Annotated in this window: 14 protein-coding genes; 6 read left to right on the top strand and 8 right to left on the bottom strand. The window is 70.8% G+C overall.

Annotated elements, in window-relative coordinates; translation table 11 throughout:
• The first annotated feature begins 152 nt into the window (after positions 1 to 152).
• Positions 153 to 4,028, top strand: a complete 3,876-nt coding sequence (locus ACFWY5_RS39570; protein WP_379637866.1) for a discoidin domain-containing protein — start codon at positions 153 to 155, stop codon at positions 4,026 to 4,028.
• 28 nt (positions 4,029 to 4,056) lie between these two features.
• Complete coding sequence (locus tag ACFWY5_RS39565) at positions 4,057 to 6,420, top strand: cellulase family glycosylhydrolase (protein WP_379637865.1); 2,364 nt, start codon at positions 4,057 to 4,059, stop codon at positions 6,418 to 6,420.
• A gap of 43 nt (positions 6,421 to 6,463) precedes the next feature.
• Here the strand turns inward: ACFWY5_RS39565 and ACFWY5_RS39560 are convergent, their stop codons facing one another.
• From ACFWY5_RS39560 to ACFWY5_RS39550, 3 genes are all read right to left on the bottom strand, one after another.
• Complete coding sequence (locus ACFWY5_RS39560; RefSeq protein WP_379637864.1) at positions 6,464 to 6,958, bottom strand: SRPBCC family protein; 495 nt, start codon at positions 6,956 to 6,958, stop codon at positions 6,464 to 6,466.
• The gene (locus tag ACFWY5_RS39555; RefSeq protein WP_379637863.1) at positions 6,955 to 7,320 is read right to left on the bottom strand and encodes a metalloregulator ArsR/SmtB family transcription factor; all 366 of its coding nucleotides are present in this window, start codon (positions 7,318 to 7,320) and stop codon (positions 6,955 to 6,957) included. The genes ACFWY5_RS39560 and ACFWY5_RS39555 overlap by 4 nt, the downstream gene beginning before the upstream one ends.
• A 79-nt stretch (positions 7,321 to 7,399) precedes the next feature.
• Positions 7,400 to 8,380, bottom strand: a complete 981-nt coding sequence (locus ACFWY5_RS39550) for a LacI family DNA-binding transcriptional regulator (RefSeq protein ID WP_379637862.1) — start codon at positions 8,378 to 8,380, stop codon at positions 7,400 to 7,402.
• A 69-nt stretch (positions 8,381 to 8,449) separates the two neighbouring features.
• On the opposite strand from ACFWY5_RS39550, the gene ACFWY5_RS39545 reads away from it, so the two are divergent.
• The gene (locus ACFWY5_RS39545) at positions 8,450 to 9,382 is read left to right on the top strand and encodes a nucleoside hydrolase (protein ID WP_379623495.1); all 933 of its coding nucleotides are present in this window, start codon (positions 8,450 to 8,452) and stop codon (positions 9,380 to 9,382) included.
• Positions 9,379 to 10,311, top strand: coding sequence for an adenosine deaminase (add, locus tag ACFWY5_RS39540; protein WP_379637861.1), 933 nt, complete (start codon positions 9,379 to 9,381; stop codon positions 10,309 to 10,311). Before ACFWY5_RS39545 ends, add begins: the two co-directional genes overlap by 4 nt.
• A 1-nt stretch (position 10,312) precedes the next feature.
• Here the strand turns inward: add and lexA are convergent, their stop codons facing one another.
• Entirely contained in the window at positions 10,313 to 10,969 is a 657-nt protein-coding gene (gene lexA, locus ACFWY5_RS39535) for a transcriptional repressor LexA (RefSeq protein WP_379637860.1), read from the bottom strand.
• Positions 10,966 to 11,901: an NAD(P)-dependent oxidoreductase gene (locus ACFWY5_RS39530; protein WP_379637859.1), complete on the bottom strand. Its 936-nt coding sequence runs from the start codon at positions 11,899 to 11,901 to the stop codon at positions 10,966 to 10,968. The genes lexA and ACFWY5_RS39530 overlap by 4 nt, the downstream gene beginning before the upstream one ends.
• Positions 11,902 to 11,960: 59 nt before the next feature.
• On the opposite strand from ACFWY5_RS39530, the gene ACFWY5_RS39525 reads away from it, so the two are divergent.
• On the top strand, positions 11,961 to 12,311 hold the full coding sequence (locus ACFWY5_RS39525; RefSeq protein WP_379637858.1) for a MerR family transcriptional regulator: 351 nt from the start codon (positions 11,961 to 11,963) through the stop codon (positions 12,309 to 12,311).
• A gap of 229 nt (positions 12,312 to 12,540) precedes the next feature.
• Complete coding sequence (locus tag ACFWY5_RS39520) at positions 12,541 to 12,951, top strand: ATP-binding protein (protein WP_379637857.1); 411 nt, start codon at positions 12,541 to 12,543, stop codon at positions 12,949 to 12,951.
• Between the two features lie 124 nt (positions 12,952 to 13,075).
• Here ACFWY5_RS39520 and ACFWY5_RS39515 read toward each other — a convergent pair whose 3' ends face one another.
• From ACFWY5_RS39515 to ACFWY5_RS39505, 3 genes are read right to left on the bottom strand one after another with little or no spacing between them, the layout of a single operon-like run.
• Positions 13,076 to 13,909, bottom strand: coding sequence for a sugar ABC transporter permease (locus ACFWY5_RS39515; protein ID WP_379623483.1), 834 nt, complete (start codon positions 13,907 to 13,909; stop codon positions 13,076 to 13,078).
• Positions 13,906 to 15,285, bottom strand: coding sequence for an ABC transporter permease subunit (locus ACFWY5_RS39510; RefSeq protein WP_379637856.1), 1,380 nt, complete (start codon positions 15,283 to 15,285; stop codon positions 13,906 to 13,908). Before ACFWY5_RS39510 ends, ACFWY5_RS39515 begins: the two co-directional genes overlap by 4 nt.
• Positions 15,285 to 16,475 carry an extracellular solute-binding protein gene (locus ACFWY5_RS39505; RefSeq protein WP_379637855.1) on the bottom strand — a complete coding sequence of 397 codons (1,191 nt, stop codon included), beginning with the start codon at positions 16,473 to 16,475 and terminating at the stop codon, positions 15,285 to 15,287. The genes ACFWY5_RS39510 and ACFWY5_RS39505 overlap by 1 nt, the downstream gene beginning before the upstream one ends.
• Positions 16,476 to 16,479: the final 4 nt, after the last annotated feature.

The following is a 16,479-nucleotide window of genomic DNA, read 5'->3' as shown; positions in this document are numbered from 1 at the left end:
ATGCGGAGAGCTGCGCGCGCTGACTTTCAGTAAAGTTGGGGCTTGCATCTGCCGCCGCGGCCTCCTACGCTCCGCAATAGTTAGGAATATTTCTTAACTATCGGTTGCGCGACCGGACTTCTCACCCCCCGAGATTCTGTCAGGAGCCGTTGATGTCAGGTGTGATCCCCTTACGACGCCGTCTCGCCACGGCAGCGGCCATGTTCGCGCTCGCCGCGCTCCCCCTGCCGGCGCTGCCCGCTCAGGCCGCCGCCGCAGCCGCCATCCCCGATCTGACCAGCGCGAACCGCCGGGCGCCCATCACCGGACTGCCCGACTGGAGCAAGGCGGGCTTCCGCGGCGGCGCCGCCCTGCCGGGGCCCGGCGCCATGAACCCGGACGCGGCCTGTCACATCACCCCGCAGGAACTGGCCGGCCAGTACGGCGTACGCCCGGACGGAAGCGACGCCACCACGGGCCTGCAGGCGGCCATCGACGCCATCAGGACCACGTGCACGCCGAGCGCCGGTTACACGAAGCTGTCGTCGATCACCCTGCCCGCCGGCCGGTTCGTGGTCACCAGGCAGCTCGGCCTGGACGCCGACTACCTGGTGCTCAAGGGCGCGGGCATGGGCCAGACGGTCCTGTCCTTCCGCCCGGACGCCAACACCCGCTACGACACGCTGACCGAGGACGGCAGCGACTGGGACGAGGACGGCGCCACCCACGGCGCCGGGAAGGGCGGCTGGACCTGGCCGGGCCGCGGCCTGCTGCGGGTGCAGACCCGCGAGGTCCACAGCAAGTACGCCGGCGACCACTCCTCCGCCCCCGCCAACCGCAAGGACATCTTCGAGGGCAGCGTCAACCAGCACTGGGCGGCCGGCGTCCCGCTGCGCGCCGCATCGGTCACCGGAGAGACCCAGATCAGGCTGGCGGGCAACGCCGACATGGCCCGCTTCAAGGCCGGCGCGCACCTGTGGGTCGGCGCCGCCAACAGCGTGAAGTTCTACCAGCAGCAGACGGTCACCGACACCTCCAAGTACATGAACCTGCACATGCGCCAGCAGATCTTCACGATCACCGCCGTGGACGCCGCGGGCAGGAACCTCACGATCGACAAGCCGCTGGAGTACGACCTGCCGGTGAACTCCACCTCCGACGGCTCCTCCGCGATCGGCGGGACCGTCTACCCGAGCCGGGTCACCCCGCTGAAGGTCGTGCAGGGCGTCGGCATCGAGGATCTCACCCTCACCCAGGACATGGCGGGCATGCCCAAGCTGGGCGGCGGCACGTACGACCTCGACCAGGCCGACGCCCGCTTCAACTACGGGAACATGGCCCCCGAGTACGCCCAGCACGGCATCGTGCTCAAGTGGGCGGCCAACGTCTGGATCCGCCGGGTCGGCACCGAGATGACCGGCTCACACGCGGTCGTCACCGAGAGCGCCAAGAACATCCAGGTCCAGGAGTCGAGCTTCGACGGCTCGTGGAACAAGGGCAAGGGCGGCAACGGCTACTTCCGCGGCTCGCGCGTCTGGGACTCGCTGTATGCCTACAACACCTCGCGCAACCTGCGGCACTTCACCTTCCAGTGGTCGGCATCGAACAACGTGGCGATCGGCAACGACTTCGACTCCGACCTGAACGTGCACGGCGGCTGGGAGCGGCGCAACCTGTTCGAGAACAACAAGGTGCGCGTGCCGTTCGAGCACGCCTCGAAGAACTGCCGAGCCAACTGCGGCGACGAGGGCGGCGGCGGTCCCGACAACTCGACCTGGTGGCCGATCTGGTGGGCGGCGGGGCCGAAGGCGGCCAAGTGGTCGGGCTCCAGCGGGCCGCAGAACGTGATCTACAACAACGAGATGAGCAAGCAGACGGCGGCGGGCGGGCCGTACCAGAGCTACTATCCGGACCGGCAGCGGCTCTACCAGTTCGGCAGCTCGGCCGGTGACGCGACGAGGTTCCAGCACCTGGCGATCAACGGGACCACGATCGCCGACTGGGCGGGCAACGAGAGCGCCGACTTCACGGGTTCCGGCGTCAACGCCTCGCGGACCGACGCCTCGGGCTCGCTCTTCCTGAAGGGCCAGGGCGGCAGCGAGGACACCACCCCGCCGAGCACCCCGTCCGGCCTGCGCTCCACCGCCACCACCGCGAACACGGTCTCCCTGACCTGGAACGCCGCCACCGACAACATCGCCGTCACCGGCTACGAAATCCACCGGGGCAGCACCCTGGTCAACACCGTCACCGGCACCACATTCACCGACACCGGCCTGACCCCGTCCACCGCCTACACCTACACCGTCAAAGCCCGCGACGCCGCCGGCAACACCTCACCCGCCAGCACGTCCACCACCGCCACCACCCAGCCAGGCGGCACCGAAACCCTCCTCTCCCAAGGCAGGCCCGCCACCGCCTCGTCCATCGAGGGCACCGGTTTCGAGGCGGCCAAGGCCGTGGACGGTGACACGACCGGCACCCGCTGGGCCAGCGCCGAAGGCAACGACCCCGAGTGGATCGCCATCGATCTCGGGGCCACGGCCGACATCTCCCGCGTGAAGCTGAACTGGGAAGCCGCCTACGGCAAGTCGTACAAAATCCAGACCTCGCCCAACGGCACGGCCTGGACCGACATCTACGCGACCACCGCCGGCGACGGCGGCACCGACGAGGTGACCTTGTCGGGCAGCGGGCGCTATATCCGCATGTACGGCACGGCTCGCGGCACCACCTACGGCTACTCCCTCTGGGAGTTCGAGGTCTACGGCTCCTTCCCGGGCGTCGGCGAGGACACCACCCCGCCGAGCACCCCCGGCAATGTCCGCTCCACCGCCACCACCGCGAACACGGTCTCCCTGGCCTGGAACGCCGCCACCGACAACATCGCCGTCACCGGCTACGAAATCCACCGGGGCAGCACCCTGGTCAACACCGTCACCGGCACCACATTCACCGACACCGGCCTGACCCCGGCCACCGCCTACACCTACACCGTCAAAGCCCGCGACGCCGCCGGCAACACCTCACCCGCCAGCAGCCCGGTCACCGCCACCACCCAGCCGGGCAGCGGCGGCTCGATCGTGGACGTCTCCACCGCGGCCCAGCTGATCAGCGCCCTTGCCGCCGCCCAGCCCGGCCAGACGATCCGTCTCGCCGCGGGCGAGTACCGGGGGGCGTTCCTCACCCAGCGGGCCGGGACCGCCGCCGCCCCCATCACGCTGACCGGCCCGTCCGGCGCCGTCCTGGTCAACGACGGCCCGTCGGGGACCGCCCCGTCGTGCCCGGCCCCTGGTGGCGGGTGGGACTCCGGGTACGGGCTGTGGTTGTCCAGCGCGCCGTACTGGAAGCTGACCGGCTTCACCGTCAAGGACTCCAAGAAGGGCATCGTCCTCGACGACTCCCACCACGTGACCATCGACGGCGTCCATGTGCACCACACCGACGAGGAAGGCGTGCACTTCCGGCGTTCCTCCGCCGACGGCGTGATCCAGAACTCCACGATCAGCCACGCCGGTCTGGTCCAGCCCGGCTACGGCGAAGGCGTCTACATCGGCTCGGCCGGTTCCAACTGGAGCTGCCACGGCAACTCGGGCGGCGTCGACCGCTCCGACCGGGTCAAGGTGCTCGGCAACGACTTCGGGCCCGGCATCGCCGCCGAGCACATCGACGTCAAGGAAGGCACCACCGGCGGCGTGATCCGCGGCAACTCCTTCAACGGCACCGGCATCTCCGGCGCGAACTCCGGTGACTCCTGGGTCGACGTGAAGGGCGTCGGCTACGTGATCGAGAACAACACCGGCACGTTCTCCGCGCCCGGCACCTTCGCCAACGGCTACGAGACCCACAACCCGTCCACGTCACCGTCGTTCGCCAACGGCTGCGGGAACGTCTGGCGCGGCAACCGCTCCGACCTGGGCGGCACCGGCAAGTACGCCATCTACGTCTCCTCCACCTCCAAGTGCGCGAGCAACCCGAACGTCGTCCACGCCTCCAACACCGTGAGCAACGCCCGCACCGGCCTGACCAACATCCCGGTCACGCCGTAACCCCCCAAAGAGAAGGACGAACGTCAAGATGAGACCACGAACACTCGCGGCCTTAGCCGCGGTGCTGGCCCTCCCCCTCACCCTCCTGAGCACACCGGTCTCCCAGGCGGTGGCCGTGACGGCGACCGCGTCCTCGACGGAAGGCTCCGGCTTCGAGGCGTCCCAGGCCATCGACGGCGACGGCGCCACGCGGTGGGCCTCGGCGGAGGGCGTGGACCCGCAGTGGATCCGGCTCGACCTGGGCGCCACCGGCACGATCAGCGGGGTCACGCTCACCTGGGAGGCGGCCTACGCCAAGTCCTACAAAATCCAGACCTCGCCCGACGGCACGTCCTGGACCGACGTCTACTCCACCACCACCGGCGACGGCGGCACCGACCAGCTGGCCCTGTCGGGCAGCGGGCGCTATGTCCGCATGTACGGCACGCAGCGCGGCACCACCTACGGCTACTCCCTGTGGGAGTTCGCGGTGCAGACCTCCTCCGGCGGCGACACCACGCCACCGAGCACCCCCGGCAACGTCCGCTCCACCGCCACCACCGCGAACACGGTCTCCCTGGCCTGGAACGCCGCCACCGACAACATCGCCGTCACCGGCTACGAAATCCACCGGGGCAGCACCCTGGTCAGCACCGTCACCGGCACCACATTCACCGACACCGGCCTGACCCCGGCCACCGCCTACACCTACACCGTCAAAGCCCGCGACGCCGCCGGCAACACCTCACCCGCCAGCAGCCCGGTCACCGCCACCACCCAGCCAGGCGGCACCGAGACCCTCCTCTCCCAGGGCAGGCCCGCCACCGCCTCGTCCATCGAAGGCGCCGGATTCGAGGCGGCCAAGGCCGTGGACGGTGACACCACCGGCACCCGCTGGGCCTCCGAGGAGGGCGTGGACCCGCAGTGGATCCAGGCCGACCTCGGCACCGACGCCACCATCTCCCGCGTCAAGCTGGCCTGGGAGGCCGCCTACGGCAAGGCGTACAAGATCCAGACCTCCGCGAACGGAACCAGCTGGACCGACGTCCACAGCACCACCACCGGCGACGGCGGCATCGACGAGGTCGCCGTGACCGGCAGCGGGCGTTTCGTCCGCGTCCACGGCACCCAGCGCGGCACCGCCTACGGTTACTCCCTGTACGAGCTGCAGGTCTACGGCACCGCTGGAAGCGGCGGCGACACCACCCCGCCGAGCACCCCCGGCAACCTGCGCTCCACCGCCACCACCGCGAGCTCGGTCTCGCTGGCCTGGAACGCCGCCACCGACAACGTCGGCGTCACCGGCTACGACGTCTACCGGGGCAGCACGCTGGTCAACACCGTCACCGGGACGACGTTCACCGACACCGGCCTGACCGCGAGCACGAGTTACACCTACACGGTCAGGGCCCGCGACGCCGCCGGGAACACCTCAGCCGCGAGCAACGCGGTCACCGCCACCACGCAGCCGCCCACCGGCGGCGGCACCCCGGTCGAGGCCAACGGCCGGCTGCGCGTGTGCGGCGTCAAGCTCTGCAACGAGAACGGCAAGCAGATCCAGCTGCGCGGCATGAGCTCGCACGGCCTGCAGTGGTACTCCCAGTGCCTCAACACCGCCTCGCTCGACGCCCTGGCCACCGACTGGAAGGCCGACGTCCTGCGGATCTCGATGTACATCCAGGAGGACGGCTACGAGACCAACCCGCGCCTGTTCACCGACCGGGTGCACAACCTCATCGAGCAGGCCACGGCCCGCGGCATGTACGCCATCGTCGACTGGCACATGCTCACGCCCGGCGACCCGATGTACAACCTGTCCAGGGCCAAGACGTTCTTCACCGAGATCGCCCAGCGGCACAACAACAAGAAGAACCTCTTCTACGAGATCGCCAACGAGCCCAACGGCGTCTCCTGGTCGACGGTCAAGAGCTACGCCGAGCAGCTCATTCCGGTGATCCGCGCCATCGACGCCGACACGCCCATCCTCGTCGGCACCCGCGCCTGGTCCTCGCTCGGCGTCTCCGACGGCGCCAGTGAGACCGAGGTGACCGGCAACCCGGTCAACGCGACCAACATCATGTACACCTTCCACTTCTACGCCGCCTCGCACGGGAGCAACTACCTCAACACGCTGTCCCGCGCGGCCGACCGGATCCCGATGTTCGTCACCGAGTTCGGCACGCAGACCGCCTCCGGCGGCGGTGGCAACAACTTCGGGATGTCGCAGCAGTACCTCGACCTGATGGCCCAGAAGAAGATCAGCTGGGTCAACTGGAACTACTCCGACGACGGCCTGTCCGGCGCCGTCTTCACCGGCGGCACCTGCCCGAACGGCCCGTTCACCGGAACGAGCCGGCTGAAGGAGGCGGGGGTGTGGATCCGCGACCGGGTTCGTACTCCTGACGACTTCTGAGCCACCGGCCCCGCCCGCTCCCCGGCGCGGGCGGGGCCGTCCCTCAGCCGCGCAGCTCCTCGAAGTACGCCTTCATCGCGGGGTAGTAGTCGTCGAAATCCGGCTTGGGCGATCCGTCGCGGGCGGCCACGAGCATGTCGAGGTAGTACTCCCAGCCGGGACCGACGTCGCCGATGGCGTCGAGGCTGTCGAAGTGCTGCACGAACTCCAGCCGCGTGGTGCCGTCGCTCTCCGACAGCAGCAGTTCGAGCCGCCACTCGCCGTGCTCGTCGGTGGCCGAAGCCACCAGGCGCTCCGGCGGCTCGCAGGCGTCGATGCGCAGGTCCATCCACGGGGACTGCTCCTCGTACGCCATCTGGACCTTGATCGTCCGGCCGGGTCCCGGTTCGCCCTCCCACGGCCCGAACCAGCGGGCGGTGCGCTCGGACTCGGTGACGCTGGCCCACACGTCCTCGATGGGCGCGCGGAAGGTGCGGGTGAGCACGAGATCGTTCTCGGTGTCCTTGCGCAGAAGTCGCGCGGTGGGGCGGGGTGTCATGCGGTGTCCTCCTTGACGTCTTCTGCCGCGCCGCTCGTGCGGTGTTCGCGGCGGGTTCGGTAGACCTCGGTCTCCAGTGCGTCCAGGCGCCGCTCCCACGCGGGCCGCCCGGCGAAGAACTGATCGAGCCACTCGGCCAGCTCGTGGAGCCGCCCGGTGTCGAGCTCGTAGAGGCGTTGCCTGCCGACGAGCTCGTCGTGGACCAGCCCGCCCTCCCTGAGCACGCGCAGGTGGCGGCTCACGGCGGGTCGGCTGATCCGGAAGCGCCCGGCGATCTGGCCGGCCGACATTCGCCCTTCGCGCAGCATGACGAGAATCTCCCTGCGCACCGGGTCGGCGATCGCGCCTGCCACCTCATCCACGGGCAGAAGCGTAACACACTGGTTACGCGTTAACCACGCCGACAGTGTTGTCAGCGGTGTTCGCGGATTTCCGGCCGGTCTATCGCTGGTCGCAGCCGCAGCTGCGGCGCGCGACGAGGGTGGCTCGGGGTGCGGGCACGGGGGCCGCGCGGTCGAACAGAAGGGCGACCGCCTGCCTGGCCATGGCGGCGAGCGGTTGGCGGGTGACGGTCAGCGTGGGGGCGGTGTGGGCGCTGTCGGGGGTCCCGTCCAGGCTGATCACCGCCAGGCCCTCCGGTACGGCCAGCCCCGCGGCACAGGCGCCGGACAGCACGCCGACGGCCTGCTCGTCGGTCGCCGTGATCAGCGCCCGGGGCATGGCTCCGTCGGCGATGAGGCGGCGGGTGAGGGCGTCGGCGTCGGCCCGGGAGTAGGTAGAGCGCAGCGGGACGGCTCCGGGGGCGACGCCGTCCTGCCAGGTCCGCCGGCGCAGTCCCACCGGGCCGGTGTCGTGGGGGCCGGCGAGGAAGGCGGGGTCGAGGTGCCCGTGCGCGCGCAGGTGGGCGAGCGCCTCGCGTACCGCGTGCTCGTTGTCGGCGGCGACCAGGGGCGCGCTGCCGGCCGCCGGGCCGTTGTGCAGGTAGACAGCGGGCACCCCGGCCTGCGCCGCGTGCCGGGCGACGTCGTCGGCGGCGTCGGCCGAGACGATCACCAGGGCGTCGACCTGGGCGGCCAGGAAGCGTTCGACGAGGTGGCGCTGGCGTTCGGCGGAGTAGCCGGCGTTGCCGATGAGCATGAGGCGGTCGTGCTCGGTGAGCGCCTGCTCGACGTGTTCCGCCAGGGCGCCGAAGTAGGGGTTGGGCGCGTCGGCCAGGATCAGGCCGACCACGCCGGTGGTGCGTGAGCGCAGCGCGCGGGCGATGCGGTTGGGGCGGTAGCCGAGCTCGGCCGCCGCGGCCAGCACCCGTTCGCGGGTGGCGGCGGCCACGGGGCGGGGGCCGTCGTTGATCACGTAGCTGACCACGGCGGTGGAGGTGCCGGCCAGGCGGGCTACGTCGGCCAGGGTGATCGGCTTGTTCATGGCGGTTTACAGTCTCACAGCTCATCGTTTAGATTTCGCCAATCTAAACGATTAGACCCCGAGGTGCGCATGATCATCGATACCGACACCGGTTCCGACGACGCGGTGGCGCTGCTGCTCGCGCTCGCCGCGCCCGGCGAGGTCCGCGCCGTCACCACGGTGGCCGGCAACGTGCCGCTCGCCACGGGCACGCGCAACGCGCTGGTCACCCTTCAGGTGGCCGGGCGCGCCGACGTCCCCGTCCACGCCGGGTGCGAACGTCCGCTCGTCCGCCCCATGTCCACCGCCCAGCACGTGCACGGCGACGACGGCATGGGCGGCCACGAACTGCCGGACCCCGTGCGCGGCCCCGAGCCGGACCACGCCGTCGACGTCCTGCTGTCATCGCCCCGCCGCCGTCCCGGCGAGCTGACGCTCGTCACCCTGGGACCGCTCACCAACCTCGCCGCCGCGCTGCTGCGCGACCGCGCGCTGCTGTCGCGCTTTCGCCACGTGTACTGCATGGCCGGCGCCGCCGACCTGCGCGGCAACATCTCCCCCACCGCGGAGTTCAACGTCTGGGCCGACCCCGAGGCCGCCCGCGTGGTTCTTCAGGAGGCCACGCCCGAGACCGTGACCTGGATCGGCTGGGACGTCTCCCGCCAGGACGCCGTCATGACCCCCGCCGACCAGCGCCGCCTGGAGGAGCTCGGGACCCCGCTGGCCGTGTTCGCCCATCGCATCAACAGGACCGTGGCCGACTGGGCCCGCGACGTCACCGGGCTGGCCGGCTACGACCTGCCCGACCCCCTCGCCATGGCCGTCGCGCTGCGCCCCGAGCTGGTCCTGGAACGGGAGACCGTACACGCGGACGTCGCCCTCGGCGACGAGACCCGCGGCCAGCTCATCATCGACCGCCGCCGCACCGCTCCCCCGCCCAACGTCACGCTGGTACGCCGCGTCGACGAGCAGGGCTTCAAGCACATGCTCTTCGACGCCTGCGCCCGCGAGGTCCGCCCATGAACACCCGCCACGAGCTGCACTGCCACCTGGACGGCTCGCTGCGCCCGGCCACGGTCGCCGACCTGGCCCGCGGCCAGGGCCTCACCCTCGACCGCCCCGTCCGGGATCTGGTCGTCGCGCCCGCCCGCTGCGGCAGCCTGAGCCGCTACCTCACCTACATCGACCTGCCGCTTCAGGTCCTGCAGACCCCGGACGCCCTGCGCCGCGCGGCCCGCGAGCTGGTCGAGGACTGGAGCGCCGACGGCGTCGTCCACGGCGAGGCCAGGTTCGCGCCGCAACTGCACGGCCGCCAGGGCATGACACTCGACGAGGCCGTCACCGCCGTGGCCGAGGGCCTCGCGGAAGGCCGCGCGACGACGGGCGTGTCCACCGCCCTCCTGCTGTGCTGCCTGCGGCACCAGAGCCCGGACGAGAGCGTGGCCGTGGCCGAGACGGCGGTCCGGCGGCGCGAGGTGGTCAGCGGCCTGGACCTGGCCGGCGACGAGCGCCTGTACCCGGCAGCGCCGCACCGGCCCGCCTTCGACCTCGCCCACCGGGCGGACCTGCCGTGCACGGTCCACGCCGGCGAGGCCGCCGGCCCGGCCAGCGTGTGGGAGGCCGTCGAGGTGCTCGGCGCCCGCCGGATCGGGCACGGCGTGCGGTGCGCCGAGGACGAGGCCCTGCTCGAACGGCTCCGCGCCGACCACATCACGCTGGAGATGTGCCCGACCAGCAACGTGCAGACCGGCGCCGTCCCCAGCCTCGCCCGGCACCCCGCGACGCGGCTGCTGGCGGCCGGCCTCGCCGTGACGATCAGCACCGACGCCCGCACCACCTCGGACACCAGCCTGGACCTCGAGTTCGCCCGCCTGCGCGAGACGGCCGGATGGGGCGAACGGCAGGAAAACCTGGCCCAGGACCACGCCCGCGCCGCCGCCTTCGGCGGATGACTCAGACGCTGCGCAGGACGCTCACCACGATGCCCAGCACCACGGCGTCGTCGCCGTCGATGACGTCGTAGGCCGGGTTGCGGGGTTCGAGGTAGACGTGCCCGCCCCGCCGCCTGAACACCTTGACGGTAGCCTCGCCGTCGATCATCGCCGCGACGATCTGGCCCGTGTGGGCCTCGGCCTGCTGGCGTACCACGACGAGGTCGCCGTCGCAGATCGCGGCGTCGATCATCGAGTCGCCGCGGACGCGCAGGCCGAACACGGTGCCCCGCCCGGTGAGATCGCGGGGCAGGGTCAGCGTGTCGTCCACGTGCTCGTCGGCCGGGATGGGCGTGCCCGCGGCGATGTCGCCGACCACGGGCACGCTCACCAGGCCCGTGTCCTGCTTCGGCGCCGCGCCACCCAGGAACAGCCGCAGGTCGATGGGCCGGGTCATCGTGTCGCTCCGGCGCAGGAAACCCTTGTCCTCCAGACTTCTCAGGTGTTTCGACACCGACGACGACGACCGGAGCCCGACCGCCCGGCCGATCTCTCGGGCGCTCGGCGGGTAGCCGTACCGGATCGCCCAGTCCCGGATCGTGGCCAGGATCCGCTGCTGGCGCTGCGGCAGGGCGGAGAAGTCCAGGTACTCGAACGCGTCGTCGTCGTAGGAGGTCACCTGGACATGCTAGAGGCCGGAAAACCAGCGTCTGCCGCGCGTTTCTTGAAGACCTCGTATACCGCGAGGTAGTTCTGGTCGCCGCGGCCCTGCGCGACGGCCCGCTCGGCGAGCTCCAGCATCAGCCGCGGCTGCTCGGCCGGGACGCCCTGCTCGACGCTCGTGCGGGTGACGTGCTCCAGGGCGGTGAGGTTCATCTCCAGCGTGCCGAGGTCGCCGGGGTAGCTGCCCTCCGCCAGCGCGGCCGCCATCCCGGCCGTGGACGGGCCGAACATCATCGGCACGAACCAGCCGAACGCCAGCTCGGCGAAGTCCCCGACCGGAAGGTCCGCCGCGTCGATCAGCGCCGTGGCGTGCAGCCAGCCGTTCATGGTGGCGTACATCATCTCCAGCAGGCCCACGTTGTAGAGCACCGCCAGTTCGACGGCCGCGCCGAGGTAGCGGGGGTCGCCCACGCCGGCCAGCGTGGCCCGGTGCTCGTCGAAGACCTCGCGCGGGCCGCTGTAGAGGAACACCGAGCCGGGCTCGCCGACCAGCGGCGGCGGCACCATGATCGCGCCATCGAGGTAGCGCGCGCCGCGCTCACCGGCCAAGGCCGCCATCTCGCGCGCCTCCGACGGCGTCCCCGACGTCAGATTCACCACGGTACGGCCCCGCAACCCGTCCCCCACCGGCTCGAGCACCCGGGTCGTGGCGGCGTAGTCGTTCAGGCACACGATCGTCACATCGGCCGCGGCCACCGCCTCGTCCACGCTCGCCGCGAGCCGGGCGCCGCGGGCGACGAGCGGCTCGGCCTTGGCGGCGGTGCGGTTCCATACGGTCGTGGGGTGCCCGCGGTCCAGGTAGACCTCGGCCAGCACCCGTCCCATGGGCCCGAGCCCGATGATCGCCACGGTTGCCGTGTCATGTCCGGTTTCAAGAAGATCAGTCATGACGGCTAAGCTAAACCCTCACATCGACGTGAGAGTCAAAGGTTGGTGACGGAGGTCACATGCGCATCGGAGAACTGGCCGGCCGTACCGGGGTCAGCATCCGCGCCCTGCGCTACTACGAGGAGCAGGGCCTGCTGCGCCCCCACCGGCGTTCCAGCGGCTACCGCGAGTACGCCGACACCGACGTGCGCGCCGTCGCCCGCATCAGGACGCTGCTGGCCGCCGGGCTCGGCACCGCCGTCATCGCCGAGGTGCTGCCCTGCATGGTCGACAGCGGCGAGATCCTCGCCCCCGGCTGCCCGGAGCTGGTCGACGTCCTGGCCGAGGAACGCGACCGCATCACCGGCGCCATCGACGAACTCCAGAGCGCCCGCGCCATGCTGAACGGCATCATCGCCGCCACCCCGTGAGGGCGTTTATCGACACAATGCACTGATCAAAATGGTTTGGATGTGCATCATGCACATGGTGGAGGTATGTCCGGTTTTTAGTCTGTCGAGATGAGCACCGATGCCTCCCCAAGTCCGGTGACGTATCCCGTGCCGCAGGTGCGGAAGCACCAAGACCATTAGGAAGTGCCATGTGCCAGCACTGCCCTCTACCCGCCCGACCGAGCAGCGCGAGCGTCAGGTTTGCGGCATGGAAACGCTGACGACGCCCGAGGAGTCCACGATCGCGTCGTGGTCTCTGCCGCCCCACTTCCGCTCGGCCGCCGAGGCGCGTCGCCACACGGCCGGCTACCTCAACAGCTGGGGCTTCCACGACACCGACACCGGCGTGCTGCTGGTCAGCGAACTGGTCACCAACGCCCTGCGGTACGCCCCCGGCCCGGTCACGCTCACCGTCTGGCTCATCGACGGCCTGATGCGCTGCGAGGTCGAGGACACCAGCGCGCAGCCGCCCGCGTGGCACGAGCCGGCCGTCCACGCCGAGGGCCACCGCGGGCTCTACCTCCTGGACGCGCTCGCCTGCTGCTGGGGCTTCGTCCGCACCGGCGAGGGCAAGGCCGTGTGGTTCGAGCTGCCCGTGTCCGGAGAGCACGATGCGTAAGATCGTGCTGCCCCGGCCGCGTCCGCGCCCACCGCGCCAGGACCAGGATCTGCGCACCCCCTCCGGGCGCAAGCTCCCCTACTGACACCGCTCCGCCACCCCCACGAGCCCGGGGCTGGCTGGGTCAGGCCTTGACGGCGCCGCTGGTCAGGCCGCCGACGATGTAGCGCTGCAGGAACTGGAAGAGGATCAGCACCGGCAGCGCGCCGATGAGGGCGCCGGCGGCGAAGACGCCCCAGCTCTGCCCGAGCTGGTAGGAGACGAGCTGGTACAGGCCGACGGCGAGCGTCTGCTGCCCGGGGTCGGTCAGGACGAGGCCGGCGATGACGAAGTCGTTCATCGTGGCCACGAAGGAGAACAGCGCGACGACGACCAGGATGGGCCGCACGAGCGGCAGCAGGATCAGGAAGAAGACCTGCGCGTGCGAGGCTCCGTCCATCTGGGCGGACTCGTCGAGCTCGCGGGGGATGGAGTCGAAGAAGCCCTTCATGAGATAGGTGTTCACGCCGAGCGCGCCACCCAGGTACACCATGATCAGGCCCAGCGTGCTGCCCAGCCCCAGCGGCGGAAACACCTCCTTAAATGCCGACAAAAGCAGAAAAATCGCGACGTAGGCCAGCACCTGGGGGAACATCTGGATGAAGACCAGGCCCACCAGGCCGCTCTCACGGCCGCGGAAGCGGAACCTCGAGAAGGCGTACGCGGCGCAGGCGCCCATGAACACCGATCCGGCCGCCGTCGAGACCCCGATCACCAGCGAGTTCACGAACCAGCGGGGAAACGGGTGCAGCGCGTCGGTGAACAGCGTCGCGTAGTGCTGCCAGGTCACCTCGGCGAACAGGTCGTTCGAGCCGGTCAGCGTCCCGCTCGGGTTAAGCGAGGCGGCCAGCACGAACACCAGCGGGAACAACGCGACCACCGAGGCCAGCACGCCGGTCAGGTGTCTCCAGACCTTCATGACGCCGCCTCCAGCCGCCTGGCCCGCCGGAACCCGGCCAGCGACACCGCCGCGATCACCGCGAAGATCAGGATCGAGACCGCGCAGGCCAGGCCGTAGTTTCGTGAGGTCCCGCCGAAGGCCAGCTTGTACACCAGCGAGATCAGCAGGTCCGTCGAGCCCACGTCGATCGGCGCCCCGGTGTCGCGGGGACCGCCGCCGGTGAGCATGTAGATGACGTTGAAGTTGTTGAAGTTGAACGCGAACGTGGCCACCAGCGCGGGCGCCGTCGAGGCCAGCAGGAGCGGGAGCCGTACCGACGCCAGGACCCGCCACGGACCCGCCCCGTCGACCTGGGCCGCCTCGGCGAGCTGGCGCGGCACCGCCTGCAACGCCCCCGTGCAGATCAGGAACATGTACGGGAACCCGATCCACACGTTGACCGCCAGCACGCTCAGCCTGGCCAGCCAGGGATCGGACAGCCACGGCACGGTGGCACCGCCCAGCAGCACCTCGTTGACGAACCCGTGGTCGGTGTTGAGCAGCCCCTGCCACAGCAACGCCGCCATGAACGCCGGGAACGCGTACGGGAAGACCAGCAGCGAGCGGTAGACGCGATAGCCGTCCAGGATCAGCGCGAGCACCAGCCCGAAGCCGAAGCTCAGCGCGACCGACAGCGCGGCGAACACGAACGTCCAGACCAGCACGCCCAGGAACGGCCCGCGGATCTCGGCGTTGGTGAGCACACTGGTGAAGTTCTCGGCGCCGACGAAGACCTTCCAGCCGGGGCTCAGCGACCGCCCGCCGGCCGAGGTGAAGGCGCCGCGCCCGTCGTCGCGGTAGACGGTTCCCGCCCGGTCGGTGAAGACGCCGCCGGCGTAGGTCAGGGTGGGCCGGTACAGCGCGGCCGTCACCCCGTCGGCGGTCTTCAGCACGCCGCCCTCGGCCGGGACCCGCAACTTGACGATCTCCGCCTGCCTGGCCACGATCTCCGCGTACGGCAGCGCCCGCCACCCCGGCCCGCTCTGGAAGCCCAGCTCGCCGTCCTTCTCCGCCACCCGGATCGGCCGGCTCTCGCCGGTCTTGACCTCGCTGGCGGCCAGGATCGCCGCGACCGCGTCGGACTTGGTGGCGTTGTGGCCGTCGCCGTAGTTGGTGAAGGCGGCGTAGCCGGTGTAGAGCACCACGTACACCTGGTAGATCAGCAGCAGCACGATTCCCGGCGCCAGGTACTTGGCGGGGACCGCCCGCTTGCTCAGGTAGATCGCGTTGACGGCCACCGTCCCGGCCAGCAGCAGCGCGAACATCCACCACGAGCGCTGCCCGCCGAGCGCCACCAGTCCGTAGACGGCCAGCGCGTCGGCGACGGCGAGCGGCAGAAAGCGAAGCGCGCGCATCAGGACCCGATCTTCGCGCGGATGCGCTCCGCGGCCTTCCTGGTCAGCTCGGCGGGCTCGCCCCGGCCGGTGATGATCGCGAGCTGGGACAGTCCCCAGTCGGCCCAGACGGCGTCCATCTGGGGCACGTTCGGCGTCGGCACGCCGTCTGCGGCGGCCTCGGCGAACCCGGCCAGGACCGGGTCACCGGCCAGTTCCTCGCGCACCGAGGTCATCGCCGGAGGCCGCCCGCCCGCAGCGTGCAGCGCCTTCTGCGCCTGCGGCGTGGCCAGGTAGTTGACGAGGAAGTCGTTGGCCAGGATCGGGTTGGCGCTCTTGGCGCTGACGAAGAAGCCCTGCACGCCGGCGAACGGCCGCGCCTTCTCCGGGCCCGCGGGGGGCACCGGGTCCACGGCGAACGGCACGCCCGCCTTGGCCAGCGCGGGCGCGTCCCACGGACCGGTGACCAGGAACGGCGTCTCGCCCTTGACGAAGGCGTTGGTCGCGATGTCGCCGGTCAGCGAGGTCGAGACGGCCTTGTCCGCGGCCAGCCGCTTCAGGTAGGCCGCGAACTTCAGCCCGCCCGGGTTGTCGATCTCCAGCTCGCCGTCCGGGCCGAAGACCTGCGAGCCGAAGGAGGTCTGCAGCGCGTACAGGTGGAAGGGCGAGCCCGCCTTGGGGTCGACGGGCAGCCCGACCGGATACGTGCTCTTACCCGCCTTCACCAGGCTCTTCCCGCGCGCCACCAGCTCGTCGAAGGTGGCGGGCGCGGTGGGGACGAGCTTGGTGTTGCGCAGCACGGCCACGCTCTCGATCGCGTACGGCAGGCCGTACGTCTGCCCGTCGTAGGTCATGGCCCGCATGGCCGCCGCGGAGAACAGCGCCGCCTTGGCCGACAGGTCGAGCGGCGCGACGACGCCGTTCTGCACCAGCTTGCCCAGCCAGTCGTGCGGGCCGACGATGACGTCGGGCCCCTGGCCGGAGGGCGCCTGGGAGACGAAGTCGTCGCGCAGGTTGCCCATGGCCTTCTGCACGATCTTGACCTGGACGCCGCGGTCCTTCTCGAACGTCGCGGCGATCCGCTGCAACGGCGCGGCCCGGCTGTCGTCGGCCCAGACGGTGAGCGTGGCGGGGGGCGGGGCCGCCGACTTCTCCGCGGCGCAGCCCGCGACGAGCAGAGTGGTGGCCGCGAGTACGGTGAGCTTGCGCATGGTC

It is taken from the genome of Nonomuraea sp. NPDC059007 (assembly GCF_042740555.1).
Taxonomy (GTDB): Bacteria; Actinomycetota; Actinomycetes; order Streptosporangiales; family Streptosporangiaceae; genus Nonomuraea.
Note: the sequence above shows the minus strand (reverse complement) of the source record. Positions and strands in the feature narration are given on the sequence as shown.

Bases quoted from the DNA above. Each gene is read 5' to 3' on its own strand.
- ACFWY5_RS39570 (WP_379637866.1), top strand. From the start codon at position 153: ATGTCAGGTGTGATCCCCTTACGACGCCGTCTCGCCACGGCAGCGGCC.
- ACFWY5_RS39565 (WP_379637865.1), top strand. From the start codon at position 4,057: ATGAGACCACGAACACTCGCGGCCTTAGCCGCGGTGCTGGCCCTCCCC.
- ACFWY5_RS39560 (WP_379637864.1), bottom strand. From the start codon at position 6,958: ATGACACCCCGCCCCACCGCGCGACTTCTGCGCAAGGACACCGAGAAC.
- ACFWY5_RS39550 (WP_379637862.1), bottom strand. From the start codon at position 8,380: ATGAACAAGCCGATCACCCTGGCCGACGTAGCCCGCCTGGCCGGCACC.
- ACFWY5_RS39545 (WP_379623495.1), top strand. From the start codon at position 8,450: ATGATCATCGATACCGACACCGGTTCCGACGACGCGGTGGCGCTGCTG.
- add (WP_379637861.1), top strand. From the start codon at position 9,379: ATGAACACCCGCCACGAGCTGCACTGCCACCTGGACGGCTCGCTGCGC.
- ACFWY5_RS39530 (WP_379637859.1), bottom strand. From the start codon at position 11,901: ATGACTGATCTTCTTGAAACCGGACATGACACGGCAACCGTGGCGATC.
- ACFWY5_RS39525 (WP_379637858.1), top strand. From the start codon at position 11,961: ATGCGCATCGGAGAACTGGCCGGCCGTACCGGGGTCAGCATCCGCGCC.
- ACFWY5_RS39520 (WP_379637857.1), top strand. From the start codon at position 12,541: ATGGAAACGCTGACGACGCCCGAGGAGTCCACGATCGCGTCGTGGTCT.
- ACFWY5_RS39515 (WP_379623483.1), bottom strand. From the start codon at position 13,909: ATGAAGGTCTGGAGACACCTGACCGGCGTGCTGGCCTCGGTGGTCGCG.
- ACFWY5_RS39510 (WP_379637856.1), bottom strand. From the start codon at position 15,285: ATGCGCGCGCTTCGCTTTCTGCCGCTCGCCGTCGCCGACGCGCTGGCC.
- ACFWY5_RS39505 (WP_379637855.1), bottom strand. From the start codon at position 16,475: ATGCGCAAGCTCACCGTACTCGCGGCCACCACTCTGCTCGTCGCGGGC.